The sequence below is a fragment of the Gemmobacter aquarius genome, assembly GCF_003060865.1.
GTDB lineage: Bacteria > Pseudomonadota > Alphaproteobacteria > Rhodobacterales > Rhodobacteraceae > Paragemmobacter > Paragemmobacter aquarius.
Genome location: NZ_CP028918.1, coordinates 2,021,409 through 2,046,122, shown reverse-complemented (window position 1 = coordinate 2,046,122; position 24,714 = coordinate 2,021,409). Strand labels below are relative to the sequence as shown.

General features: G+C 65.6%; 19 protein-coding genes and 1 pseudogene. 12 read left to right on the top strand and 8 right to left on the bottom strand.

What is annotated here, in order from left to right; translation table 11 throughout:
- The first annotated feature begins 36 nt into the window (after nt 1–36).
- From HYN69_RS09805 to HYN69_RS09795, 3 genes are read left to right on the top strand one after another with little or no spacing between them, the layout of a single operon-like run.
- Nucleotides 37–840 (top strand): class I SAM-dependent methyltransferase, encoded by an 804-nt coding sequence (locus tag HYN69_RS09805; protein ID WP_159082417.1) that lies wholly within the window; start codon nt 37–39, stop codon nt 838–840.
- On the top strand, nt 837–2,498 hold the full coding sequence (locus HYN69_RS09800; protein WP_159082416.1) for a glycosyltransferase family 4 protein: 1,662 nt from the start codon (nt 837–839) through the stop codon (nt 2,496–2,498). The genes HYN69_RS09805 and HYN69_RS09800 overlap by 4 nt, the downstream gene beginning before the upstream one ends.
- Nucleotides 2,495–3,229, top strand: coding sequence for an SDR family oxidoreductase (locus HYN69_RS09795; RefSeq protein WP_108435583.1), 735 nt, complete (start codon nt 2,495–2,497; stop codon nt 3,227–3,229). Before HYN69_RS09800 ends, HYN69_RS09795 begins: the two co-directional genes overlap by 4 nt.
- On the opposite strand, the gene HYN69_RS09790 is transcribed toward HYN69_RS09795, so the two are convergent.
- Nucleotides 3,226–3,561 carry an ArsR/SmtB family transcription factor gene (locus HYN69_RS09790; RefSeq protein ID WP_108437135.1) on the bottom strand — a complete coding sequence of 112 codons (336 nt, stop codon included), beginning with the start codon at nt 3,559–3,561 and terminating at the stop codon, nt 3,226–3,228. The genes HYN69_RS09795 and HYN69_RS09790 overlap by 4 nt on opposite strands.
- 55 nt (nt 3,562–3,616) lie before the next feature.
- Nucleotides 3,617–4,123 (bottom strand): flavin reductase family protein, encoded by a 507-nt coding sequence (locus HYN69_RS09785; protein ID WP_108435582.1) that lies wholly within the window; start codon nt 4,121–4,123, stop codon nt 3,617–3,619.
- Between the two features lie 130 nt (nt 4,124–4,253).
- On the opposite strand from HYN69_RS09785, the gene HYN69_RS09780 reads away from it, so the two are divergent.
- Complete coding sequence (locus tag HYN69_RS09780; RefSeq protein WP_108435581.1) at nt 4,254–5,204, top strand: CehA/McbA family metallohydrolase; 951 nt, start codon at nt 4,254–4,256, stop codon at nt 5,202–5,204.
- A gap of 115 nt (nt 5,205–5,319) precedes the next feature.
- Here HYN69_RS09780 and HYN69_RS09775 read toward each other — a convergent pair whose 3' ends face one another.
- The 4 genes from HYN69_RS09775 to hutI all read right to left on the bottom strand — a co-directional run bounded on the left by HYN69_RS09775 (nt 5,320) and on the right by hutI (nt 10,466).
- On the bottom strand, nt 5,320–5,973 hold the full coding sequence (locus tag HYN69_RS09775) for a flavin reductase family protein (protein ID WP_108435580.1): 654 nt from the start codon (nt 5,971–5,973) through the stop codon (nt 5,320–5,322).
- 86 nt (nt 5,974–6,059) lie between these two features.
- On the bottom strand, nt 6,060–7,742 hold the full coding sequence (gene hutU / locus HYN69_RS09770; protein ID WP_108435579.1) for a urocanate hydratase: 1,683 nt from the start codon (nt 7,740–7,742) through the stop codon (nt 6,060–6,062).
- An 8-nt stretch (nt 7,743–7,750) separates the two neighbouring features.
- The gene (gene hutH, locus HYN69_RS09765) at nt 7,751–9,280 is read right to left on the bottom strand and encodes a histidine ammonia-lyase (protein WP_108435578.1); all 1,530 of its coding nucleotides are present in this window, start codon (nt 9,278–9,280) and stop codon (nt 7,751–7,753) included.
- Nucleotides 9,270–10,466 carry an imidazolonepropionase gene (hutI, locus tag HYN69_RS09760; RefSeq protein WP_174213615.1) on the bottom strand — a complete coding sequence of 399 codons (1,197 nt, stop codon included), beginning with the start codon at nt 10,464–10,466 and terminating at the stop codon, nt 9,270–9,272. The genes hutH and hutI overlap by 11 nt, the downstream gene beginning before the upstream one ends.
- A gap of 71 nt (nt 10,467–10,537) precedes the next feature.
- Here hutI and HYN69_RS09755 point away from each other — a divergent pair, with 71 nt between their 5' ends.
- Nucleotides 10,538–11,920 carry a formimidoylglutamate deiminase gene (locus tag HYN69_RS09755; protein ID WP_108435577.1) on the top strand — a complete coding sequence of 461 codons (1,383 nt, stop codon included), beginning with the start codon at nt 10,538–10,540 and terminating at the stop codon, nt 11,918–11,920.
- Entirely contained in the window at nt 11,920–12,603 is a 684-nt protein-coding gene (locus HYN69_RS09750; RefSeq protein ID WP_108435576.1) for a GntR family transcriptional regulator, read from the top strand. Before HYN69_RS09755 ends, HYN69_RS09750 begins: the two co-directional genes overlap by 1 nt.
- A gap of 142 nt (nt 12,604–12,745) precedes the next feature.
- On the opposite strand, the gene HYN69_RS09745 is transcribed toward HYN69_RS09750, so the two are convergent.
- Complete coding sequence (locus HYN69_RS09745) at nt 12,746–13,597, bottom strand: LysR family transcriptional regulator (protein WP_108435575.1); 852 nt, start codon at nt 13,595–13,597, stop codon at nt 12,746–12,748.
- Between the two features lie 123 nt (nt 13,598–13,720).
- Here HYN69_RS09745 and HYN69_RS09740 point away from each other — a divergent pair.
- The 6 genes and pseudogenes from HYN69_RS09740 to HYN69_RS09715 all read left to right on the top strand — a co-directional run bounded on the left by HYN69_RS09740 (nt 13,721) and on the right by HYN69_RS09715 (nt 23,829).
- Nucleotides 13,721–16,164 (top strand): annotated as a pseudogene (locus HYN69_RS09740) (GcvT family protein).
- 56 nt (nt 16,165–16,220) lie between these two features.
- A complete protein-coding gene (locus HYN69_RS09735) occupies nt 16,221–18,692 on the top strand; it encodes a GcvT family protein (protein WP_108435574.1) in 2,472 nt (823 codons plus the stop codon).
- Between the two features lie 93 nt (nt 18,693–18,785).
- On the top strand, nt 18,786–20,357 hold the full coding sequence (locus tag HYN69_RS09730) for a trimethylamine methyltransferase family protein (protein WP_108435573.1): 1,572 nt from the start codon (nt 18,786–18,788) through the stop codon (nt 20,355–20,357).
- Nucleotides 20,358–20,364: 7 nt separating this feature from the next.
- Nucleotides 20,365–21,795, top strand: coding sequence for an aldehyde dehydrogenase family protein (locus tag HYN69_RS09725; RefSeq protein WP_108435572.1), 1,431 nt, complete (start codon nt 20,365–20,367; stop codon nt 21,793–21,795).
- Complete coding sequence (locus HYN69_RS09720) at nt 21,792–22,691, top strand: NAD(P)-dependent oxidoreductase (RefSeq protein ID WP_108435571.1); 900 nt, start codon at nt 21,792–21,794, stop codon at nt 22,689–22,691. Before HYN69_RS09725 ends, HYN69_RS09720 begins: the two co-directional genes overlap by 4 nt.
- A 28-nt stretch (nt 22,692–22,719) precedes the next feature.
- A complete protein-coding gene (locus HYN69_RS09715) occupies nt 22,720–23,829 on the top strand; it encodes a cystathionine gamma-lyase (RefSeq protein ID WP_108435570.1) in 1,110 nt (369 codons plus the stop codon).
- A gap of 101 nt (nt 23,830–23,930) precedes the next feature.
- Here the strand turns inward: HYN69_RS09715 and HYN69_RS09710 are convergent, their stop codons facing one another.
- A complete protein-coding gene (locus HYN69_RS09710; protein WP_108435569.1) occupies nt 23,931–24,665 on the bottom strand; it encodes an SDR family oxidoreductase in 735 nt (244 codons plus the stop codon).
- Nucleotides 24,666–24,714 lie beyond the last annotated feature (49 nt).

The window sequence follows — 24,714 nt, the reverse complement described above, 5'->3', positions numbered from 1 at the left end:
CTTAGCATGGCCCAAGTTAAAGAGTGAGGTCCGTTCATGACTACCCCGATGGTTGCCGGCGTGCGGCGCAGGCTTGCCGAATTGCTGTCAGGCGAACCGTCGCCGCAACAGTTGAACGCCTCGCTTCGGCACCTTGCGAAATGGCGGGCACAGGTTCTTGAAAACACGCTTGTCCAGCGGTCGGGCGAGACGGTGCTTTCGGGGCCGTTCAAAGGGCTGAAATATGCGGTGCGCGCGTCGGAAGGGTCGCGCAACGCGCGGCTGGTCGGCTGCTACGAGGCCTCGCTTCATCCGGTCATCGAAAAGATCGTTGCCGGCAATTACAAGCTGGTGATCGATGTCGGCTGCGCCGAAGGCTACTATGCCACCGGTCTTGCCATGCGGATGCCCAAGGCCCGCGTTCTGGCGCGTGACCTCGACCCCAAGGCGCGCGAGGCTTGCGCGGAGATGGCGGCTGCCAACGGGCTGGCCAAGCGGGTCGAGATCGGGGGGGCCTTTACCCATGCCGATTTCGACCAGTGCAAGGGACAAAAGACCGTTGTCTTTTGCGATATCGAAGGCGCCGAGGCCGAATTGCTCGATCCGGTTGCAGCGCCCGGCCTTTTGAAGGCCGATATCCTTGTCGAGGTGCACGAGGGCATGCGACCCGGTCTGGTAACGACCCTCGCCGGGCGTTTCGCCGAGACGCATACGATCACGAAATACGAACGCCGTCTGAACGACAGTGGCCTGCCGGATTGGACCGACACGCTCGGCGATCTCGACCGGCTGCTTTTGATGTGGGAATGGCGGTCAACCCCGACGCCATGGCTGTGGATGAAGCAAAAGGGCAAGGCATGACCGAGGATCGCAACGCCGCGATCTGGTTTGCTCCCGACGGGTTCGATCCTGCCAAGGGCGTGAACGGCCGGCGCATGGCGGGCGAGAGTTTCATCCGCGGCTTCTTCCGCCACGCCGTCGTGAATGAGGTCGTGGGCCTGACGCATGGCCTTGGCGACGGGGCGGCGTTCGAGAAACTCGCCGCCGAATGCGGCGTGCGCGCTCCGGTGCGGACGGTGCGACTGGAAGATGCGCGGTCTATCGCACCGGTCGGCACGGTGTATTTTTCCGGTCCGAATTACGCGCCCGAAGCGTGGCGGCGCGAATTGTGGGGGGCCACGCGCTATTCGATCTGCGGGGTGACGCATACGATTTCGACCAAGGCGGTGATGGAGGGGTTCTGGCACCTGCGCGCCGCGCCGCAGATGGAGTGGGACGCGGTGATCTGCACGTCACGCGCGGTGAAATCTGCGGTGCTGACGCAGCTTGACCTGATCGACGCGCATCTGGCGCGGCGTTTTGGCGGCCGTGTACCACCGCGCCCGCAATTGCCGGTGCTGCCCTTAGGCATCGATTGCGCCGATTTCGCGTCCGATCCGGCGGCGGGGGCAGCCTTGCGTGACCGCTTGGGAATCGCGGCGACGGATGTGGTCGCGGTGATCGTGGCGCGGATGAGCCCGCATGAAAAGTTCGACCCGCTGCCGGTGTTCCGTGCGTTGCAACTGGCACAAGAGGGGACGGGGCAAAAGCTGCACCTGCTGCTTTACGGCAATTTCCCCGATAGCTACAGCGAGCGGGTGTTCCGTTCCGCGGCGCCCAAGCTGATGCCGGACGTGGGCTTTCACCACCTTGCCCATCAGGATGCCGCGCTGCGCCGCGCAGCGCTGTCGGCGGGGCAGATGTTCCTGTTTCCCATCGACAATCTGCAGGAAAGTTTCGGCCTCGCCCCGGTCGAGGGGATGGCGGCGGGGTTGCCCGTTGTCGCCTCGGACTGGGACGGCATCCGTGATACGGTCGATGACGCATCAGGGTTCCGTATACCGACGCTGGCGGGGCGGGCCGAGCACAGCACGCTTTATGGTCTGCGCCATGCCGGCGGGACCGACAGCTACATGCAATACCTGTCGCAGAATTCTGCGCTGACGGTGATCGATATCGGCGCGATGGCGCGGGCGGTGCGGGACCTGATGCAGAACCCCGATTTGCGGGCGCGGATGGGGGCGGCGGGGCTGGCGCGGGCGCGGGGTATGTTCGATTGGGCGGCGGTCATCCCGCAGATGCAGGATCTGTTCGCCGAGCTTTCGGCCATCCGCAGGGCGGCGAACGCTGCGACGCACCCGCCCGTTTCGCCGCATCACCTGCCGGTCGCGCCGTCGCCGATGGTGATCTTCGACAGCTTCCCGACCGCGCATCTGCCGCGTGACGATGCGCGGCGCTACGCGGCCCGCCCCTCAGCCGTGACGGTGGAAGAGGCATGGCGCCTGCGCGATTACACCAAGACGGGGCGCGAATTCGAACCGCTGACGCTGATTGTCCGCGTGCAGCAGGCTTTGGCCGCAGCCGGTGGGGCCGGGACCACGGCGGCCGAACTGGCCGTGGCGACGAAGATTCCGGTTATACGGGTCGAGCGTGGCCTGCTATGGCTGTTGAAATACGATTTCATCGGACAGGCCCAATGACCCAGACCATCCTGATCACCGGCGCAGGCAGCGGCATCGGACGCGCCACGGCTGACGCTTTCCTGAATGCGGGCTGGCGGGTGGCCCTGCTTGGTCGGCGCGAGGCGGCGCTGGCGGAAACAGCAGGCGGGCGCGAGGCGCTGGTGCTGCCTTGCGATGTGACGGATGCGGGACAGGTCGATGCGGCCTTCGGGCGGGTGGCTGCCGAATTCGGACGGCTGGATGTGTTGTTCAACAACGCAGGCCAGTCGCTGCCCGCAGCCCCGATAGACAAGATCGCGGTCGAGGACTGGTTGCAGCTTTCGGGCGTGAACATCACCGGCATGTTCCTGTGCGCCCGCGCCGCCTTTGGCCTGATGCGGCGGCAAGACCCGCAAGGCGGGCGGATCATCAACAATGGCTCGATCTCGGCCCATGTGCCGCGACCGGGGTCGGTGCCCTATACCATGTCGAAACATGCGGTGACGGGGCTGACGCGGACGCTCGGTCTTGACGGGCGGCGCTATGACATCGCCTGCGGGCAGATCGACATCGGCAATGCCGCGACAGCGATGGCGGCGGCTTTCCCGAAGGGTGTCGCGCAGGCCGACGGACAGGTGCGGGTGGAACCGCTGATGGATGTGGCCCATGTCGCCGAGGCGGTGCTGCACATGGCGGGGCTTCCCCTGTCAGTCAACGTGCCCTTCATGACGATCATGGCCCGCGACATGCCCTTTATCGGGCGCGGTTAGTCGTCCTTGCAGAACATGTCGTAGACCAGCGCGATGGTGCGGCGCACCTTGGGGTCTTCGATGCTGTAAAAGATCGTCTTGCCGTCGCGCCGCGACGACACCAGCCCCTCGAGCCGTAGCCGCGCCAATTGCTGGCTGACCGCCGCCTGACGCGAGGCGAGCAGGCGTTCAAGTTCCGTCACCGATTTCTCGCCCGATGCAAGATGGCACAGGATCATCAGCCGCCCCTCGTGCGACAGGGCTTTCAGGAAGGCTGCGGCATCGGTCGCACGGGCGAGCATCGCCTCGGCCGAGGCGTGAAGGTCGGGGTCGGAAATCGCTTGGTTCGACATCGTGCGGTCCTCGGGTCGGTCGCAGGCTAGCATGGGCTTGTGCGGCAGGCGAGGCTTACGCCGCGAAACTGCCGTAATGGCCTTTGGCAAAGACAAGCGGCGCGCCGTCACGGAAACTTGCCGAGAGGACGCGGCCGAGCAGGATCACGTGGTCGCCGCCATCGACCGCCGCATGCAGCGTGCAGTCGAAGCGCGCGAGCGTGTCTGCGATCAGCGGCGCACCTCCCTGTCCCGTGCTGACGGGCAGGCCGTCAAAGCCCGCGCCAGCCTTGGCGAAGCGCGCGGCAAGATCACGTTCGTCCTGCGCGAGGATGTGAATGGCGAAGCCATGCGCTGTGGCAAAAGCCCCGTAGCGCGAAGAGCTGCGCGCGATCGACCACAAGACCAGCGCCGGGTCGAGCGAGACCGAGGCGAAGCTGTTGGCGGTGATGCCGACGGGGCCGTTTTCCGTCTGGCAGGTGATGACCGTGACGCCGGTGGCGAAACGCCCGAGCGCGTCGCGCAAAAGGCGGGGGTCGGACGCGCCGGGGGTGAACTCTGCCGTCTGGGTCGCATGGTCCATGCCGTCACTCCTGTCGTTACCGCACCTGCCGCCTGACATAAGGGAAATCGGCGCGGCGGCAATGGGCAAGGCGTCTCTGGACTGTTGCACGGCTATGGTTAGGCTGCGCCATGACCAAACGGAGACTCGGATGCGCCTTTCCACCTTTACCGCCCCCGGCCGCTTCTGGCGCGGCAATCTGCACACCCACTCGACACGCTCGGACGGCGTGCTCCCTCCCGAGGAAGTGTGCCGCCGCTATCACGCCGAGGGCTATGATTTTCTGGCGCTGACCGACCATTTCGTCGGGCGCTGGGGCTATCCGATCGTCGACACCGTGCCCTACCGCACGGCAGGGTTCACCACGATTCTCGGTGCCGAACTCCATTCCGGTGCGATGGCGAATGGCGAGTTGTGGCACATTCTTGCCGTGGGCCTGCCTGCGGATTTCGCGCCGTCGAACAGCCCCGATTTCGTGCCGCGCCCCGATCAGGAAACCGCCGCCGAAATCGCCGAGCGCGCCGTGGCCGCCGGCGCCTTTGTCGCCATCGCCCATCCGCAGTGGTCGGGCCTGACGCTGGCCGATGCGCGAGCCGTCACCGCCGCCCATGCGGTCGAAGTCTATAATCACGGCTGCGCCACCGGATGCGACCGCCCCGACGGCTTTGCCATCGCCGACCTGTTGCTGACCGAAGGGCGCAGGCTGAGCATGATCGCGACCGATGACGCGCATTTCTCGGAACCTGACCATTTCGGTGGTTGGGTCATGGTCAAATCGGAAGAGAACGAACCGGGCGCTTTGCTGGCCGCGCTGAAACGGGGGGAATTCTATTCCACCCAAGGGCCGGAGCTGCGCGATGTGCGGGTCGAGGGTGACCGCGTCATCGTCGAAAGCAGCGCGGTCGGGTCGGTGATCGTGCAGGGCTGGGGCACAGGGGCAAAGGGCGTGCACGGCCATTCTATGACCCGCACCGAAGTTCCGCTCGACCGGTTGCTCAACAGCCCCTGGCTGCGTGTTTCGGTGATCGATGCCGCGGGCAAGCGGGCGTGGTCGAACCCGTTCTGGCGCGATGTGGCGGGCGGTAACCCGCGCCACGCCTGAAAAATCTTCGCCGAAGATTTTTCAGGCGAAGACAAGAGTTTTCGTCGAAAACTCTTGGCCTGCAGCAGGGGGCGGTCTGGGGGCGACGGGAATTTTCTAGAAAATTCCCGTGATGTCAGGCCTTGCCTTCCAGCCCCGCCGCTGCTGCGCCGGTAGCACCGGGAATCCGCATCTCGAAGGTTTCGGTAATGCTGGTGTAATCGTAATAGCCCAACCGTGCGAGCGGACGGATCAGCGGAATGTCGATCTTGCCGTCGGGCTTTATCACCTCGTCCTTGACGTGGATGCGGGTCACCTCGCCGTAGACCACATCGACCCAGCCGTGGTTCGAGTTGCCCTTCAGCCGGTGGGTCGTAAGGTAGCGGCATTCGAAATGCGCGGGGCTTTCGGCCACGCGCGGGCCGGGGGCGTCGAGGCAGGGCGCCTTTGTCACGCCCGCCTTTTCGAATTCGTCCACGCCTTCGGGCCATTCCATCGAAGAGATGTTGACCGCTTCGCGCAGGTCATAGGTCGCCATGTTCCAGACGAACCAGCCCGTTTCTTCGGCATTGATCACGGTATGTTTGCGGCGGCCGTCGGAATAGGGGTTCGCGGCGAACATCACCATCGGCGGGTCGAAGGACAGGTTCTGCCATTGGCTATAGGGCGCGAGGTTGGGTTTGCCGTCTTTCGAGATGGTCGACAACCAGCCGATCGGGCGCGGCACCGTGCAGGATTTGAAGGGCGAGAAGGGAAGCGGGCAGGGCTCTTGGCCGGGGGAGTAATGCATGCGTGGCACCTTTGTCTGGCGGTGAGGCGGGGGGCTTCGCGCCCCCCCGCACCCCCCGCGGGATATTTGCGGACAGAAAATGCGGATCAGTTGCCGAGGATGCCCGGCAGTCGCAACCCCATCTCTTTCGCGTGGTCGGTGGCGATGTCGTAGCCAGCATCGGCGTGGCGCATGACGCCTGTGGCGGGATCGTTCCAGAGCACATTGTTCAGGCGGCGGGCGGCGTCGGGTGTGCCGTCTGCCACGATGACCATGCCAGAATGCTGGCTGAACCCCATGCCCACCCCGCCGCCGTGATGCAACGATACCCATGTCGCACCGCTGGCGGTGTTCAGAAGCGCGTTCAGGAGCGGCCAGTCCGATACGGCGTCGGAGCCGTCTTTCATCGCCTCGGTCTCGCGGTTGGGCGAGGCGACCGAACCGCTGTCGAGGTGGTCGCGGCCGATGACGATGGGGGCTTTGAGTTCTCCGCTTGCCACCATCTCGTTGAACATCAGGCCCGCGCGATGACGGTCGCCGAGTCCGATCCAACAGATGCGGGCGGGCAGGCCCTGAAAGGCGATGCGTTCGCCCGCCATGTCGAGCCAGCGGTGCAGGTGCTGGTTTTCGGGGAACAGGCGCTTCATCGCGGCGTCGGTTTTGCGGATATCCTCGGGGTCGCCGGACAGTGCCACCCAGCGGAACGGGCCGATGCCGCGGCAGAACAGCGGGCGGATATAGGCGGGCACGAAACCGGGGAAGGCGAAGGCGTTTTCCAGACCCTCGTCCTGCGCGACCTGCCGGATGTTGTTGCCGTAATCGAGCGTGGGAACACCTGCGTTCCAGAAATCGACCATCGCCGCCACATGGGCGCGCATGCTGGCGCGGGCGGCGCGTTCCACCGCCTTGGGGTCGGTTTCCTGCTTGGCGCGCCATTCGCCCACGCTCCAGCCCTGCGGCAGGTAGCCGTGCAGCGGGTCGTGGGCCGAGGTCTGGTCGGTGACGATGTCGGGGCGGGGTCCGCCTGCCTTCATGCGGGCGACGAGTTCGGGGAAGATGTCGGCGGCGTTGCCGACAAGGCCGACCGATTTCGCATCGCCCTTTGCGGTCCAGCCTGCGATCAACGCCAGCGCTTCATCCAGCGTGTGGGCTTTGGCGTCCAGGTATCTGGTGCGGATACGAAAATCGATCCGCGTCTCGTCGCATTCCACCGCAAGGCAGCAGGCACCGGCCATCACGGCGGCAAGCGGTTGCGCGCCGCCCATGCCGCCCAAGCCCCCGGTCAGGATCCAGCGCCCCGTCAGCGAGCCGCCGTAATGCTGGCGGCCGGCTTCGGCAAAGGTTTCATAGGTGCCCTGCACGATGCCTTGGGTGCCGATGTAGATCCATGACCCGGCGGTCATCTGGCCATACATCGCGAGGCCCTTCTTATCGAGTTCGTTGAAGTGATCCCATGTCGCCCAATGCGGCACGAGGTTCGAGTTGGCGATCAGCACGCGGGGTGCGTCTTTGTGGGTGCGGAACACGCCCACGGGTTTGCCCGATTGCACCAGCAGGGTTTCGTCGTCTTCCAGTGTCTTCAGCGTGGCGACGATGCGGTCGAAATCCTCCCATGTCCGCGCCGCCCGCCCGATGCCGCCGTAAACCACCAGCTCATGCGGGTTTTCGGCGACATCGGGGTGCAGGTTGTTCATCAGCATCCGCATCGGGGCCTCGGTCAGCCAGCTTTTGGCGGTGATCTCGGTTCCGGTGGCGGGGAAGATGTCGCGGGTGTTGTGGCGCTTGTTCATCGGGGGCCTCACAATGCGGGAAGGGGGATGGCGGCGGCGGCGGCAAGCTCGCCCGTGGCGATCAGGCGGGCGGCGGCGTTCAGGTCGGGGGCGAGGTAGCGGTCGTCGCCAAGGGTGGCCACATCGACGCGCAGACGTGCGAGCACACGTTGCAGCGGGGCCGATGTGGTGAGCGGAGCGCGGAATTCCACGCCTTGGGCGGCGCAGAGAGCCTCGACCCCGAGGATGACCGAAAGGTTCGTGTTCATGCGGGCAAGGCGGCGCGCGCCATGGGCGGCCATGCTGACGTGGTCTTCTTGGTTTGCCGATGTGGGGGTGGAGTCGATCACCGTGGGATGGGCGAGGTGCTTGTTCTCGCTCATCAAGGCGGCGGTCGTGACCTCGGCTATCATCAGGCCCGAGTTGAGGCCGGGGTTGGGGGTCAGGAAAGGCGGCAGGTCGAAGGAAAGTGTGGGGTCGACCATCAGCGCTACGCGGCGTTGGGCGATGGCGCCGATCTCGCTGATGGCAAGTGCCGTCATGTCGGCGGCAAAGCCCACCGGTTCGGCGTGGAAGTTTCCGCCAGACACGATCTGCCCGTCCGACAGCACCAACGGATTGTCTGTGGCGGCGTTGGCCTCTATTTCCAGCGTGCGGGCGGCTTGGCGCAGAACGTCCATTGCGGCCCCCGTCACCTGCGGCTGGCAGCGGATGCAATAGGGGTCTTGCACGCGGGTATCGCCCGTCACATGGCTTTCGCGGATCACCGATCCGTCGAGCAGGGCGCGCAGGGTGTGTGCCGCCTCGATCTGCCCCGCATGGCCGCGAAGGGTGTGGATTTCGGGATGCAGGGGGGCGGTCGAGCCCATGACCGCGTCGGTCGACAGGGCCGAGACGACAAGAGCCGACTGCGCCATGCGCCATGCGTCGAACAGGCCCGTCAGCGCATAGGCGGTGGAAAACTGCGTACCGTTGATCAGGGCAAGCCCCTCTTTCGGGCCCAGCGTGACGGGGGCAAGCCCTGCTTCGGCAAGGACTTGGGCGGCGGGCTTTACCTGACCTGCGAACTCGGCCTCGCCCGCGCCGATCATGGCGGCGGCCATATGTGCGAGGGGGGCAAGATCGCCCGATGCGCCGACCGAACCTTGGGCCGGTATGACGGGGGTCACGCCACGGGCGAGCATGGCTTCGATCAGGGCGACCACCTCCCAGCGCACGCCGGATGCGCCACGGCCGAGCGAGAGGAGCTTGAGCGCCATCATCAGGCGGGCCACGGCGCGGGGCATCGCATCGCCCACGCCGCAGCAATGCGACAGGATCAGGTTCCTTTGCAGCGTCGCCGTATCCTTGGCCGCGATCTTGAGCGAGGCGAGTTTGCCAAAGCCGGTGTTCACGCCGTAGACCGCTTCATTGCCAGCCGCAGCGGCGGCGATGCGGGCGGCGGCGGCTTCGACCCCTACGCGGGCTTCGGGGGCGAGAGTGGCGGGCGCTTCGGTTCGGTAAAGGCGTTCGAGCTGTGCAAGCGTGGTCGCTCCGGGGTGCAGGATTTCAGGCGTCAAAGCGGCCTCCGATGATGCGGGTATGCAGGGCCTCGGCCCCGATGCGATAGGACAGTTCGGCGGGGTGGGCGGCGTCCCAGACCGCGAGATCGGCGCGTTGGCCGATGCCAAGCGTGCCGCGATCGGAAAGGCCAAGGGCGCGGGCGGCGTGGGCGGTGGTGCCCATAAGTGCTTCCTCGGGCGTCAGGCGGAACAGGGTGCAGGCCATGTTCATCGCAAGGGGAAGCGAGGTCATTGGCGAAGATCCCGGATTGCAATCGGTGGCCACAGCCATGGGCACGCCAGCGGCCCGCAGGGCGGTGATGGGCGGGGCTTGCGTTTCGCGCAGGGTGTAAAAGGCGCCGGGCAGGATGACGGCCACGGTTCCGGCTTGCGCCATGGCGGCGATGCCTGCGGGCGACAGGTATTCCAGATGGTCGGCCGAAAGCGCGTTGTGGCGCGCGGCCAGCGCCGCTCCGCCAAGGTCGGAGAGTTGTTCGGCATGCAGCTTGACCGGCAGGCCAAGGGCGCGGGCGTGGCGGAACAGGCGGTCCACCTGCGAAGGCGTAAAGGCGATGCCTTCGCAAAAGGCGTCGACCGCATCGACCAAGCCTTCGGCATGGGCGGCAGTCAGCGAGGGGATCGCCACCTCGTCGATATAGGCATCGGCGCGGCCCTTGTATTCGGGCGGGATCGCATGGGCGGCGAGGTGAGTGGTGATGATGGAAACGGGGCGCAGCGTGCCGAGGCGGCGGGCGCCGCGCAAGAGTTTCAGCTCGTCTTCGATGGTCAGACCGTAGCCGGATTTCACCTCGACCGTTCCGGCCCCTTGCGCGAGGATCGCATCGAGGCGGGGCAGGGCCTGCGCCACCAGTTCGTCCAGCGATGCCGCTCGGGTCGCGGTTACGGTCGAAAGTATCCCGCCACCGGCACGGGCGATTTCCTCGTAGCTGGCACCTTGCAGCCGCAGTTCGAATTCGGCCGCGCGGGTGCCGCCAAAGACGATATGCGTGTGGCAGTCGATCAGCGCGGGCGTCACAAGGCGGCCTTGCAGGGCGTGGGCGGGCAGGTCGCGGTATGCGGCGGGCAGGTCGGTGGCGGGGCCGATCCAGCGGATAGCCTCGTCCACCACCATCGCCGCGTCGGGGATCAGCCCGTATCCGCCCTGCATCGTCGCCGCTGTCAGATGGGTCAGCAGAATCGCCATGAGCCTTGCCTTATGTCCATGCTTGGGATTATTATGTCTGCACATAATGACCCAAGTCAAGCGAGGTTGCGATGCGTATCCATGCCGAAACGGCGCTGCTTCCAGACGGATGGGCCAAGGATGTCACCGTCGAAATCGAGGCGGGCCGCATCGCTTCGGTCGCGGCGGGTCGCGCCGCCGATGCCCCCGCCGATGCCACCGCCGATGCCCGCGCCGATGCCCGCGTCGGTTGCCTGCTGCCTGCGCCGGTGAACCTGCATTCGCACGCCTTCCAGCGGGCCATGGCAGGGTTGACTGAACGGCGAGGGGCCACGGCTGACAGCTTCTGGACATGGCGCGCGCTGATGTACCGTTTCCTTGACCGGTTGACGCCCGAGGATGTGCAAGCCATCGCCGCACAGGTCATGGTCGAGATGGCCGAGGCGGGATATGCGGCGGTGGCCGAGTTCCATTACCTGCACCACCAACCGGACGGCGCGCCCTATGCCGACCCTGCCGAAATGGCGGGGCGCATTGTGTCGGCAGCGCAGGAGACAGGTTTTGGCCTGACGCTTCTGCCGGTATTGTACCAGCGCGGAGGCCTTGACGGGCGGGCGCTAGGGCCGGGGCAGATGCGGTTCGGAAGTGACGAGGGGCGGTTTGGGGCGCTGTGGCAGGGGGCGCAAACGGCGCTATCCGCCTTGCCCGCCGATGCCGTGCTGGGTGCCGCGCCCCATTCGCTGCGGGCGGTGACGGCTGACGGCTTGCGTTTCGCGGCAAGCCTTGGCGGGCCGCTGCACATCCATGTCGCCGAACAGGTGGCCGAGGTGGACGAGGTCTTGGCCCATACCGGCGCGCGGCCGGTCGAGTGGCTGCTGGCCAACGCGCCGGTCGATGCCCGCTGGTGCGCGATCCACGCGACCCAGATGCTGCCCGCCGAGACGGAAGGGCTGGCGCGGTCGGGAGCGGTGGCGGGGCTTTGCCCGATCACCGAGGCGAACCTTGGCGATGGTATCTTCGACGGGGCGCGATACCTCGGGGCAGGCGGGGCCTTTGGCGTGGGGTCTGACAGCAACGTGCGGATCTCGCTGACCGAGGAATTGCGGCTGCTGGAATACTCGCAGCGGCTGAAGGATCGGGGGCGCGCGGTGCTGGCGACTGCCGATCGTTCGACAGGCCGCGTGCTTTACGAAGGCGCCGCCACGGGCGGCGCGCAGGCGGCGGGCCGCGCTTCGGGGGGGATCGCGGTGGGCCGGTGGGCCGACCTTGTGGCACTTGATACGGGCCATCTGCATCTTGAAGGGCTGGCGGGCGACGATCTGCTCGACGCTTTCGTCTTTGCTGGCGACGACCGTCTGGTGACTGACCTGTGGTCGGCTGGGCGGCAAATCGTGACGGGGGGGCGCCATATCGCCCGTGACGCCGTCCAAGCCCGTTTCCGCGCCGTAATGCGCGGGTTGCGCGAGCGCGTCTGATGACGGGGTGGGAGGATGTCAGGGCCGAGGTGCTGCGCCGCATCCGCGCCCGCGATTGGGCGCCGGGCGCGCTGATCCCGGGCGAGGAGGCGCTGGCCGTCGAATTCGGCGTGGCGCGGGCTACTGTCAACCGCGCGCTGCGCGATCTGGCCGAAGCGGGGCTCTTGGAGCGGCGGCGCAAGGCGGGCACGCGGGTGGCGCTGTTGCCGGTACGGCGGGCGACGCTGGAAATTCCGGTGATCCGCCAAGAGGTCGAGGCGCGGGGGCAGCGCCATTCCTTCCGGCTGCTCGCCATGGCCGACGCGGTGCCGCCCGTGCCGGTGGCAAGCCAGCTTGGCTGGGGGCCGGGCCTCGCGAAGCTCTATCTCGAGACGTTGCATCTGGCGAACGGCAAGCCCTACGCGCATGAGACGCGCTGGCTGGAACCTGCGGTCTTGCCTGACCCGCCGCCCGATTTTTCAGGCGTAAGCGCGAATGAATGGCTGGTGACGCATGTTGCCTATGCCACGGGCGACATTGCCTTTTCCGCCGAAGCCGCCGATGCGAGGTGCGCCGAGGTGCTGGGGGTTGCGCCGGGGGCAGCGCTGTTCGTTACCGAGCGCACGACCTTTTCGGCGCAGGGGGCTATCACCTTCGTGCGCCTTGTCCATGCGCCGGGCTACCGTTTGCACACGCTGGTTTGACCGGTCGCGCCCCCCACCCCGACCCTCCCCCACAGAGGGGGAGGGAGGCGGTGGTCTTGCTGCGTCTTGTCACGCGGGACCGTCGCAGGGGGGGACGTGCCCCCGCCCGTTCAGCCCCCCGCCCGTTCAGCGCCCCGCCCGTTCAGCGCCCCGACAGGCGGCGTTCGACGATGCGGTGCAGGCGGCGGTGCATCGGGCTGGTGCGCTGGCGCAGGTGAATGGCGGCATAGACCGGCTGGCGCAGCACCGGCGCATCGGTCACTTCGCTGAAACGGGTGGTGGCGATCATCTGTGCCGCCGTGCGTTCCAGCACATAGCCCGCCCCGCCCATCGCAGCCAGAAGCGAGGCGACGGTGGCGCTTTGGCCGACCGAGATCGGGCTGCCTGCGAGTTCGGGCGTGAGGTCGCGGTGCATCGCCTCGAAGGCGGGAGAGAAATGGGCGAAGATGAAGGTTTCGGGGTTCACCCCGGCGCGGCGGTCGGTGTCGGAACTGACCATGCGATAGGTCACCTCGCCCAAAGTTTCGAAATGCAGGTCGGGGTGGGGCTTGGGCGCATACATCACGGCAAAGTCGAGCGTGCCGGTCAGCACATCGGCGCACATCTGGTTGGAATAATCGGGTTCGATGTAGAACGCCGTGTCGGGCAGGGCGCGGCGGAAATCGGCCATCCATTCGCCGATATGCTGGGCGGCAAGGTCGTTCTGGATGCCGAGCCGCACCAGATGTGCCGCGCGGTCGGGCACCTGAATCCGCCGCCGCGCCTGATGCCATTCGTGGCGCAGGGTTCGGGCGTGGGATTCGAACCGCGTGCCTTCGGTGGTCAGGTCGGTTCCCGCGCGCGAGCGTGTAAAGAGCTTTACGCCGAGCGCCGCTTCCAGGGCCGTCACGCGGGCCGAGACGGTGGATTGCGTGACCCCCAGCCGTTCTGCGCTGCGGTTGAAGCTGCGGGTTTCGCAAAGGTCGAGAAAGGTGTCGAGCTGGTCGATCTGCATCGGCGTGCCTAATCGGGTTTTCCGATCAATAGCCCGCTCTGAGCCGAATTGAAAGCGGGCCTGCGCTGCGGCTAGGATGACGCGCGAAGGCTGCCGGAAAACGCGGCGGCAAGGGAGTGCGAGATGGCTGATTTTCCGACACAGGCGCGCGTGGTGATCATCGGGGGCGGGGCCGTGGGCGCATCGTCGCTTTACCATCTGTGCAAGGCCGGATGGACCGATTGCGTGCTTTTGGAAAAGAACGAGTTGACGGCGGGCAGCACATGGCATGCCGCGGGCAACGTGCCGACATTTTCATCAAGCTGGTCGATCATGAACATGCAGCGCTATTCGGCGCAGTTGTATCGGGGCTTGGGCGACGAGGTCGACTATCCGATGAACTACCACGTCACCGGATCGGTGCGGCTGGGCCATAGCAAGGAACGCTTGCAGGAATTCCAGCGCGTGGTGGGCATGGGGCGCTATCAGGGGATGGACCTGACGATCCTGTCGCCCGACGAGATCGCCTCGCGGTATCCGTTCCTTGAAACGCATGACCTGACGGGCGCGCTATATGATCCCTATGATGGCGACATCGACCCCGCGCAACTGACGCAGGCGCTGGCCAAGGGCGCGCGCCAGATGGGCGGGCGGATCGAACGCTTCTGCCCCGCAACAGGTGTGCGGCGCGAGGGGGATGAGTGGGTGGTTTCCACCCCCAAGGGCGAGATCCGCTGCGAGATCGTGGTGAACGCCGCCGGATATTATGCGGGCGAGGTCGCCAAATGGTTCGGGCGCGACCTGCCGATGATGGTGATGAGCCATCAGTATATGCTCTTTGACACCATCCCCGAGTTGGAGGCATGGACCAAGGAGTCGGGCCACAAGCTGCCGCTCTTGCGCGATGTGGACAGCAGCTACTACCTGCGGCAGGAAAAGATGGGCTTCAACCTTGGGCCTTACGAAAACCCTTGCCGCGCGCATTGGGCCACGCCCGACGATCCGATGCCGGAAGATTTCAGCTTCCAGCTGTTCCCCGACGATCTGGAGCGGCTGGAATGGCACATCAACGACGCGATGGAGCGCGTGCCGCTGCTCGCCAAGGCGAACCTGACCAAGGTGATCAACGGGCCGATCCCCTATACGCCCGATGGCAACCCGCTGATCGGGCCGATGCCGGGGGTGCCCAATGCGTTCGAGGCTTGCGTGTTCACCTTTGGCATCTGTCAGGCGGGCGGCGCGGGCAAGGTGCTGGCCGAATGGGTGACGCAAGGGGCGACCGAATGGGACATGTGGTCTTGCGATCCGCGCCGCTTTACGGGGTTCGAGGATCGTCAGTATTGCGTCGAAAAGGGGATGGAGGTTTACGGCCACGAATATGCCATCCATTTCCCGCATCACGCTTGGCCGGTCGGTCGGGGCAAGAAGCTGTCGGCGGTGCATGATCGCGTGGCCGCGATGGGGGCACAGTTCGGCCCCTATAACGGTTGGGAACGGGCGCTGTGGTATGCGCGGGAAGGCGATGACACGTCCGAGGCCGCGCAGCGCACATGGGACCGCGAGGGGCCGTGGTTCGGCGCGGTGCGCGAGGAATGTCTGGCCGTGCGCGATGCCTGCGGCATCCTCGACCTGCCCGGATTTTCGCGGTTTCGGGTGACGGGGGCGGGCGCGGCCGAGTGGCTGGCCGCGCAGATCACCGGAAAGGTGCCGAATGTCGGGCGGCTGGGTCTGGCCTATTTCGCCGATGACAAGGGGCGGATCGTCACCGAGATGTCGGTGGCCCGCATGGCCGAGGACGAGGTGTTGCTGATCACGGCGGCGACCGCGCAGGCGCATGACCGCGAATGGCTGCTGCGGTCGCTGCCCGCGCATCTGGCGCTGGTGGATGAAACCGAGGGCTGGTCGACGCAAATCCTGACAGGACCGAAAGCGCGCGAGGTGTTGGCGGCGGCGGGGGCGGTGGCCGATCTGGGCAAGCCCTGGCTGACGTGGCAGACCGCGACGATCGCGGGGCCGGGGTGATGCTGATGCGTGTATCCTTTGCCGGTGAACTGGGCTGGGAAATCCATTCCCGCGTGGCCGATACGGCGGTCGTCTTCGACGCGGTGATGGTGGCGGGAAAGCCCTTGGGTCTGCGGCCCTTTGGCATGTTCGCGCTGAACAGTTTGCGGGTCGAAAAGGGGTATCGCGCGTGGAAGGGTGATCTTTCCACCGATTACACGGTGTTGCAGGGCGGGCTGGAACGCTTTGTCGATTGGGCCAAGCCCGACTTCGTGGGCAAGGCGGCGCTTGCCGCCGAGAAACAGGCAGGGGTCACGAAACGTTTTGCGACCTTGGTGGTCGAGGCGGGCGACTGCGACCCGCCCTATATGTCGACGATCTGGCATGACGGTCAGGTCGTGGGGGAAACCACCAGCGGCTATTTCGGGCATCGCACGGGCAAGGTCATCGCCTTGGGGATGCTCCGGGCCGACCTGAACGTGGCAGGTATGGGCGTCGAGGTGGAAATCTTCGGCACGCGCTATCGGGCGGTGGTGCAGGAAGACGCGCCGCTGTGGGATGGCAAGAACGAGCGGTTGCGCGCGTGACAGGCAGCGGGAGCGGGGGCCAGCCCCCGCACCCCCGGGATATTTGAAGACAGAAAATGGAGACGGGCGTGGTTCAGGTTCCAGAGCGGGCGCGGGCGGTCATCATCGGGGGCGGGGTGTCGGGGTGCTCGGTCGCCTATCATCTTGCCAAGGCGGGATGGACGGACATCGTGCTGCTCGAGCGCAAGCAGTTGACCAGCGGCACGACATGGCATGCGGCGGGGCTGATCGGGCAGTTGCGCGGGTCGGCCAACATGACGCGGCTGGCGAAGTATTCGGCCGATCTGTATGTGAAGCTCGAGGCCGAGACGGGCGTGGCCACGGGGATGAAGCAGGTGGGCAGCATCTCGGTCGCGCTGACGGGCGAACGGCACGAGGAATTGCTGCGGCAGGCAACGGTGGCGCGGATCTTCGATGTGGATGTACACGAGATTTCGCCAGCCGAGGTGAAGGCGCGCTATCCGCATCTGAACGTGTCGGATGTGGTGGGCGCGGTGGCGCTGCCGCTTGACGGGCAATGCGACCCTGCCAACATCGCCATGGCGCTGGCAAAGGGCGCGCGGATGCGCGGGGCCAAGATTTTCGAGGGCGTCAAGGTCACGCGGGTGACCGAGGCCGCTTCGGGAACGGGGCGGCGGGTGACGGGGGTGGATTACGTCACCGAGGCCGGGCCGGGCCATATCGCCGCCGATGTGGTGATCAACTGCGGCGGCATGTGGGGGCGTGACCTCGCGGCGCAGAATGGCGTGACGCTGCCGCTGCATGCTTGCGAGCATTTTTATCTGGTGACCGAACCTGTCGCGGGGCTGGACCCCAACCTTCCGGTCCTGCGGGTGCCCGACGAATGCGCCTATTACAAGCAGGATGCGGGCAAGATGATGCTGGGGGCATTCGAGCCAAAGGCCAAGCCATGGGGCATGGGCGGCATCCGCGAGGAATTCTGCTTCGATACGCTGCCCGAGGATTTCGACCATTTCCAGCCGATCCTAGAACACGCGATGAACCGGATGCCGCTGTTTCAGTCGGCGGGCATCCATACCTTCTTCAACGGTCCCGAGAGTTTCACCCCCGACGACCGCTACTATCTGGGCGAGGCGCCGGAAGTGGGCGGCTATTGGGTGGCGGCCGGCTATAACTCGGTCGGGATCGCGGGGTCGGGCGGGGCGGGGATGGCGCTGGCGCATTGGATTACCGAAGGCGAGGCGCCGTTCGATCTGTGGGAGGTGGATATCCGCCGCGCCCAGCCGTTCCAGAAGAACCGCGCCTATCTGAAAGAGCGGGTAACCGAGACGCTGGGGCTGCTTTACGCCGACCATTTCCCCTATCGGCAGGTGGTGACCAGCCGCGGAGTGCGGCGCACGCCGCTGCACGAACACCTCATGGCGCGCGGCGCTGTGTTCGGCGAGGTGGCTGGATGGGAGCGGGCGAACTGGTTTGCCGATGCGGGGCAGGAACGGCAATACCGCTATAGCTGGAAGCGGCAGAACTGGTTCGGCAACCAGCGGGCCGAGCATCTGGCGGTCAGAAACGGGGTCGGGCTGTTCGACATGTCGTCATTCGGCAAGATACGGGTCGAGGGGCGGGATGCCTGCGCGTTTCTGAACCGCGTTTGCGCCAACCAGATCGACGTCGGTGTCGGGCGGATCGTCTATACCCAGATGCTTAACCGCAACGGCGGGATCGAGAGCGATCTGACCGTGACGCGGCTTTCCGAAACCGCCTTTTTGCTGGTCGTGCCGGGGGCTACACTCCAGCGCGATCTGGCGTGGCTGCGGCGGCATCTGGGTGAGGATTTTGCCGTGATCACCGATATGACGGCGGCGGAAGCCGTGCTGTGCCTGATGGGGCCGAAGGCGCGGGATGTGCTGGCGGGCTGTTCGCCGAACGATTTCTCGAACGCGGGCCACCCCTTTGGCAGCGCGCGCGAGATCGAGGTGGGCATGGGGCTGGCGCGGGCGCATCGGGTGACTTACGTGGGCGAGCTGGGATGGGAGCTTTACGTTTCCGCTGATCAGGCCGCGCATGTGTTCGAGGCGGTCGAGGCGGCGGGGGCGGATCACGGGCTGAAGCTGTGTGGCATCCACACGCTGGACAGTTGCCGGATCGAAAAGGCCTATCGCCATTTCGGCCATGACATCACCGACGAAGACCATGTGCTGGAAGCGGGGCTTGGCTTTGCGGTCAAGACCGGCAAGGGCGATTTCATCGGGCGCGATGCGGTGCTGGCAAAGGCCGAGGCGGGGCTGGAGCGGCGGATGGTGCAGTTCTTGTTGAAAGACCCCGAACCGCTGATGTTCCATAACGAGGCCGTGGTCCGCGATGGCAAGATCGTGGGTCCGGTGACCAGCGGGAATTATGGCCATTTCCTCGGGGGCGCGGTGGGGCTGGGCTATGTGCCCTGCCGTGGCGAGACCGAGGCCGATGTGCTGGCCAGCCGCTACGAGATCGAGATTGCAGGCGTGCGGCACGAGGCGGTGGCCTCGCTTGCGCCGCTGCATGATCCGAAATCGGAACGGGTGAAGATGTGATGCGTCGGTCCTGCGGGAAAGGCCGGAGAGGGCTGTCTGCCCTCCCCGGACCCCTCCCGAGGATATTTTCGGGCAGAAAATGAGGGTGTCGGAATGAGCGAAGCGATCGAGACGGACGGATTGGGCGAGGCTTGCGAACCCTCGCGGTCGCGGCGTGCGGGGGGGCGGGCCAATCGCGTGGCTTTGCGGTCTGCGCCCTTGGCTGAAAACCTGCGTCCCGTGCGCGGCGGCATGTCGGGGGGGCAGTACCGCCCGCTGACGGATGCCGGCATGGCGAAAATTCACGAGAGTGCTTTGGAGGCGCTGGAGGTGATCGGGCTGAGCCAGGCCCCGCCATCGGGGGTCGAGATCATGACCGCTGCGGGGGCGATACAGGGCGATGACGGGCGGCTGCGCTTTCCGCGGGCGCTGGTCGAGGATATGCTGGCCGTGGCCGCGCGCGGGATCACGCTGCACGGACGCGAGGACCGCCATGATCTGCACCTGACCGGCACCAACGTGCACTTCGGCACGGCGGGGGCGGCGGTGCATATCGTCGATCCGGTGACGTTGGACTATCGCGAGTCGACGGCGCAGGACCTGTATGATGCGGCGCGGCTGGTCGACAACCTCGACAACATCCACTTTTACCAGCGCACCATGGTGTGCCGCGATGTGGTCGACAACCGCGACATGGACCTGAACACGCTTTACGGCTGTCTGGCGGGGACCACGAAACACGTGGGCACCAGCATCAGCGACCCGAGCCATGTGGATGCGATCTTCGACATGCTCTACATGGTGGCGGGCGGCGAGGACAAATGGCGCGAGCGGCCCTTTGTCAGCAATTCCAACTGCTTTGTCGTCCCGCCGATGAAGTTCGCGGAAGAAAGCTGCATCACGATGGAGGCCTGCATCCGGCGCGGGATGCCGATGCTGCTGCTGAGCGCGGGACAGGCGGGGGCGACCAGCCCTGCGCCGATCGCGCTGACCATCGTGCAGGCAATGGCGGAATGTCTGGCGGGGGTGGTCTATGCCAATGCCATCACCAAGGGTGCGCCTTGCATATTCGGCACATGGCCCTTTGTATCGGACCTGCGGACAGGCGCCATGTCGGGCGGCAGTGCCGAGCAGGCGCTGCTGACGGCGGGCTGCGCGCAGATGCACCGGTTCTACGACCTGCCGGGCGGGGCGGCTTCGGGCATTTCCGACAGCAAGCTGCCCGATATGCAGGCCGGATGGGAGCAGGGCATCACCAACGCGCTGGCGGGCCTGTCGGGGTTGAACATGTGCTACGAAGCGGTGGGGATGCATGCCTCGCTTCTGGGGTTCTGTCTTGAATCGCTTGTGCTGGGCGATGACCTGCTGGGTCAGGCGATGCGTCTGGTGCGGGGGATCGACGTGACGCCCGACAGCACCAGCATCGAGGCGATGAAGCAGGTTTGCCTTGGCGGGCCGGGCCATTACCTCGGGTCGGAGCAGACCCTGTCGCTGATGCAGACCGAATATATCTATCCGGTCTGCGGCAACCGCATGAGCCCGAAGGAATGGAACGAGGCCGGAAAGCCGCTGTTGCTCGACACTGCGATCGCGCGCAAGAATGCGATTCTGGCCAAGGCCGGGTGCCGCGTCGAGCCTGAGATCGATGCCGCGATCCGCGCCAAGTATAAAATCCATTTCCGGTGAGGAAAGAATGACTTACGCGAACCTTTCAAAGTTCTATATCAACGGCGAATGGGTCGCCCCGCTGGGCGGCGGCACGATGGGGGTCGAGAATCCCGCGACCGAGGAGATCGTGGGTCAGGTTGCGCTTGGCAGCGTGGCCGATGCCGACCGTGCCATTGCGGCGGCGCGGGCGGCGTTCGATGCGTTCACCGTCTGGTCCGCCGATGACCGGATCGCGCTGCTGGAGCGCATCCTTGCCGAATACAACGCCCGCTACGATGATTTCGCGCAAGCGATGAGCACCGAGATGGGTGCCCCGATGGCTTGGGCCAAAGATGCACAGGCCTGGGCAGGGCAGGTGCATCTGGAAAGCACGATCAAGGCGGCGAAAGAATTCCATTGGGAGGAAAAGCGCGGCGACACCCTGCTGATCCGCGAGGGCATCGGGGTTTGCGCGCTGATCACGCCTTGGAATTGGCCGATGAACCAGATCGCCTGCAAGGTCGGCCCCGCCATCGCGGCAGGCTGCACCATGGTGCTGAAACCTTCGGAAATCGCGCCCCTGTCGGGCATATTGTTCGCCGAGGTCTGCCATGCGGCGGGCGTGCCTGCGGGTGTGTTCAACATGGTAAACGGCACGGGGCCAGAGGTCGGCGCGCGCCTTTCCAGCCACCCCGAGGTGGATATGGTCAGCTTTACCGGATCGACCCGCGCAGGCGTACAGGTGGCGCAGGCCGCCGCGCCGACCGTAAAGCGCGTGGCGCAGGAGTTGGGTGGAAAGTCGGCCAATATCGTCCTGCCGTCTGCTGACCTTGCCGCTGCCGTTTCGGGTGGTGTCGAAGGCTGCTTTGGTAATACGGGGCAAAGCTGTGACGCGCCGACCCGCATGTTCGTTCCAATCGCTCGGATGGACGAGGCGCTGGCGGTGGCGAAAGAGGCTGCCGAAAAGGTGGTGGTCGGCGATCCGAACGATCCGGCGGTGACCATGGGGCCGCTGATCAGCAAACTGCAATTCGACAAGGTGCAGGGCCTGATCCAGAAGGGCATCGACGAAGGGGCGACGCTGGTGACGGGCGGCATGGGCCGACCGGTCGGCGTGAACCGCGGCTGGTTCGTGCGCCCCACCATCTTTGGCCACGTGACCAATGATATGACCATCGCACGCGAGGAAATATTTGGCCCGGTTCTGGCGGTGATCGGCTACGATAGCGTCGATCAGGCAGTCGAGATGGCGAATGATACGGTCTACGGCCTTGCTGCCTATGTGCAGGGCGAGCGGTCCGAAGCGGTAGCCGTAGGGCGGCGGCTTCGGGCGGGGCAGGTCAGCCTGAACTATCCCGCATGGGACACTTTCGCGCCCTTTGGCGGCTACAAGCAATCGGGCAATGGCCGCGAATATGCCGATTGGGGCATCCATGATTTTTGCGAGGTGAAAGCCCTCGTCGGAGCGGGCGCATGAAATACGGCTATATCGGTCTGGGCAATCTGGGCGGGCATCTCGCGGCCAGCCTCATCCGTGCGGGGCACGAACTGGTGGTCTATGACCGCGACGCGAGCCTTGCCGAGAGGCATCGGGCGATGGGGGCAACGGTGGCGGGCAGTCCCGCCGAGGTGGCGGCGCAAGCCGATCATGTCTTCACCTGTCTGCCATCGCCTGCAGTGTCGGAAGCGGTACTGGCGCAGTTGATGACGGCGATGCAGCCGGGCGCGACCTGGATCGAGAACTCCACGCTGGGGCGCGATGATATTTTGCGGCTGGCGGGGCTGGCGCACTCTGGCGGGGTGCGTTTGTTGGAGGCGCCCGTAACGGGGGGCGTGCATCTGGCAGCGCGCGGCGAGATCACGGTGCTGGTGGGCGGCGACGCCGACCTGTTTGCCATGCACAAGCCCGCGCTTGAAGCCATAGGCAACCGTATCTTCCACATGGGGCCGCTGGGGTCGGCGGCGGTGATAAAGGTGATCACCAACATGCTGGCCTTTATCCATCTGGTCGCGGATGGCGAGGCGCTGATGCTGGCCAAGCGCGGCGGGCTTGATCTGAAAACAGCATGGGAAGCGATTGCTGCGTCAAGCGGCACCAGTTTCGTGCATGAAACCGAAGGGCAACTGATCCTGAACGGCAGCTATGACATAGCGTTCTCGATGGACCTCGCGCTGAAAGACCTCGGCTTTGCGATGGGCTTCGGCAAGGAGTTCGGCGTGCCGCTCGATCTGGCGGCGATGACCAACCAGACCTTCATGAAGGGCAAGGCGGTCTATGGCGGGGGCACGCAATCGACGCAGATCGTCAAGCTGCTGGAAGATGCGCTTGGCACCGATTTGCGGGCAGACGGTTTCCCTGCGCGGCTGGAATAGGGTAGGTCTGGCGCGGACAGGAGGCACCATGACCCGCAACACCGATGACCGCCGCTTTGCCGAACTGCTGCACCACCGCCGCGACAGGCTGGAACAGGGTGATCCGATCACTCCGCCGCTGGTGTCAGCGGCGACCTATCATTTGCCACGGTCGGATGTGGGCGGTTTCATCTATGGCCGCATGTCGATGCCGACATGGGAAGAGGTCGAGGCGCAGCTAGCCATTCTGGAAGGCGGGCATTGCGTCAGCTTCCCGTCCGGCATGGCCGCGATCTCGGCGGCGCTTTTCGCGACGGTGACGGCGGGCAGGCGCGTGATCTTGCCAAGCGATGGCTATTACACGACCCGCCTGTTCGCCGAAGCCTTCCTGCGCCCCTTTGGCGTGACGGTGGATTACGTGGCGACGACCGAAGCCGAAGCGGCCGATTTCACCGGGGCAGGTGTGGTCTACATCGAAACGCCGTCGAACCCGGGGCTCGAGGTCTGCGATATACGGGCCATCGCCACCCGCGCCCATGCGGCAGGCGCTGTGGTTATTGTAGACAACACCACGTTGACGCCGGTGTTGCAGCGCCCGCTTGACCTTGGCGCCGATATCGTGGTGGCTGCGGATACCAAGGCGCCGGGGGGCCATTCCGACGTTCTTTTCGGCCATGTCGCTACGAGGGACGTGGGGCTTTTGCAGCGCGTGAAGGATTGGCGCAAGCTTTCGGGCGCGGTGCCGGGGGCGTTCGAGGCGTGGCTTGTGCATCGCGGTCTGGAAACGCTGGAAGTGCGGATGGAGCGGATGTGCGCCAGTGCAGGCGTGATCGCATCGCGATTGGCCGCGCATCCGCGTGTGCAGGGCCTGCGCTATCCGGGGTTGGCGGGTGATGCGTCGCACGCCACCATGGCGCGGCAGGCGTCCGGTTTCGGCTTTCTGATCGGCATGACGCTGGAAAGCGCCGAGGCGGCGGAAAAATTCCTTGCCGATTGCCCGTTCATCGCGCGCTCCACTTCGTTCGGGTCGACGCACAGCGCGGGCGAACGCCGCGCGCGCTGGGGCGACGCGGTGCCCGAAGGGTTCTTGCGCCTGTCGATCGGGCTGGAGCCTGTCGAGGCGCTTTGGGACGCCATGGCGCAGGCGTTGGACGGTTAGCGCAAAATTCTTCTGCGAAGAATTTTCTATTCCGATTTTTCTGCGAAAAATCGCTGATTTTCGTCGAAAATCAGATCAGGGAGAATTTTCGCAGAAAATTCTCAGACGTTGGTCCAGCCGCCGTCGATGCTTATCGCTTGGCCTGACATGAACGCGCTTTCGTCCGAGCCGAGGTAGACGGCGAGGGCGGCGATTTCTTCGGGCTTGCCGATGCGGCCCATCGGTTGGCGGGCGATGAATGCGGCGCGGGCGGTCTCGTAATCGCCCTGTGCCCGCATCCGCGCCTCGAGCGAGGGGGATTCGACCGTGGCCGGGCAGATCGCGTTGCAGCGGATACCGCGTGTCACGTAATCGGCCGCGACCGACTTGGTGATGCCGATCACGGCGGCTTTGGTCGCGCCATAGACGAAGCGGTTCGGGGCCGCGATGATGCTAGAGGCGACCGAGGCGATGTTGACGATGCTGCCGCCGCCGTTTTCCAGCATGGCGGGCAGGAAGGCGCGGGTCATTCGGTAGAGCGATTTGACATTCAGTTCGACCGAGAAATCGAAAGCATCCTCGTCGCAGTCCAGAATGGTTCCGGCATGCACATAGCCTGCACAGTTGAACAGGATGTCCACCGCGCCGACCTGAGCAGCGATGGCAGTGATTGCCGCGCCATCGGTGACGTCGAGCCTGTAGGCCTCGATCCCTTCGGCCTTGAGGGCTTCGACGGCGGTATGGCTCAGGTCGGTCGCGATCACCTTTGCGCCTTCGGCGGCGAAGGCCCGCGCGGTGGCAAGCCCGATCCCGGCGCCCGAGGCGGTGCAGAAGGCGGTTTTTCCCTGAAGGCGCATGCGTGATCCATCCCGATTTGTGCTTGACGCACTCAAGCGGGAATGGCTG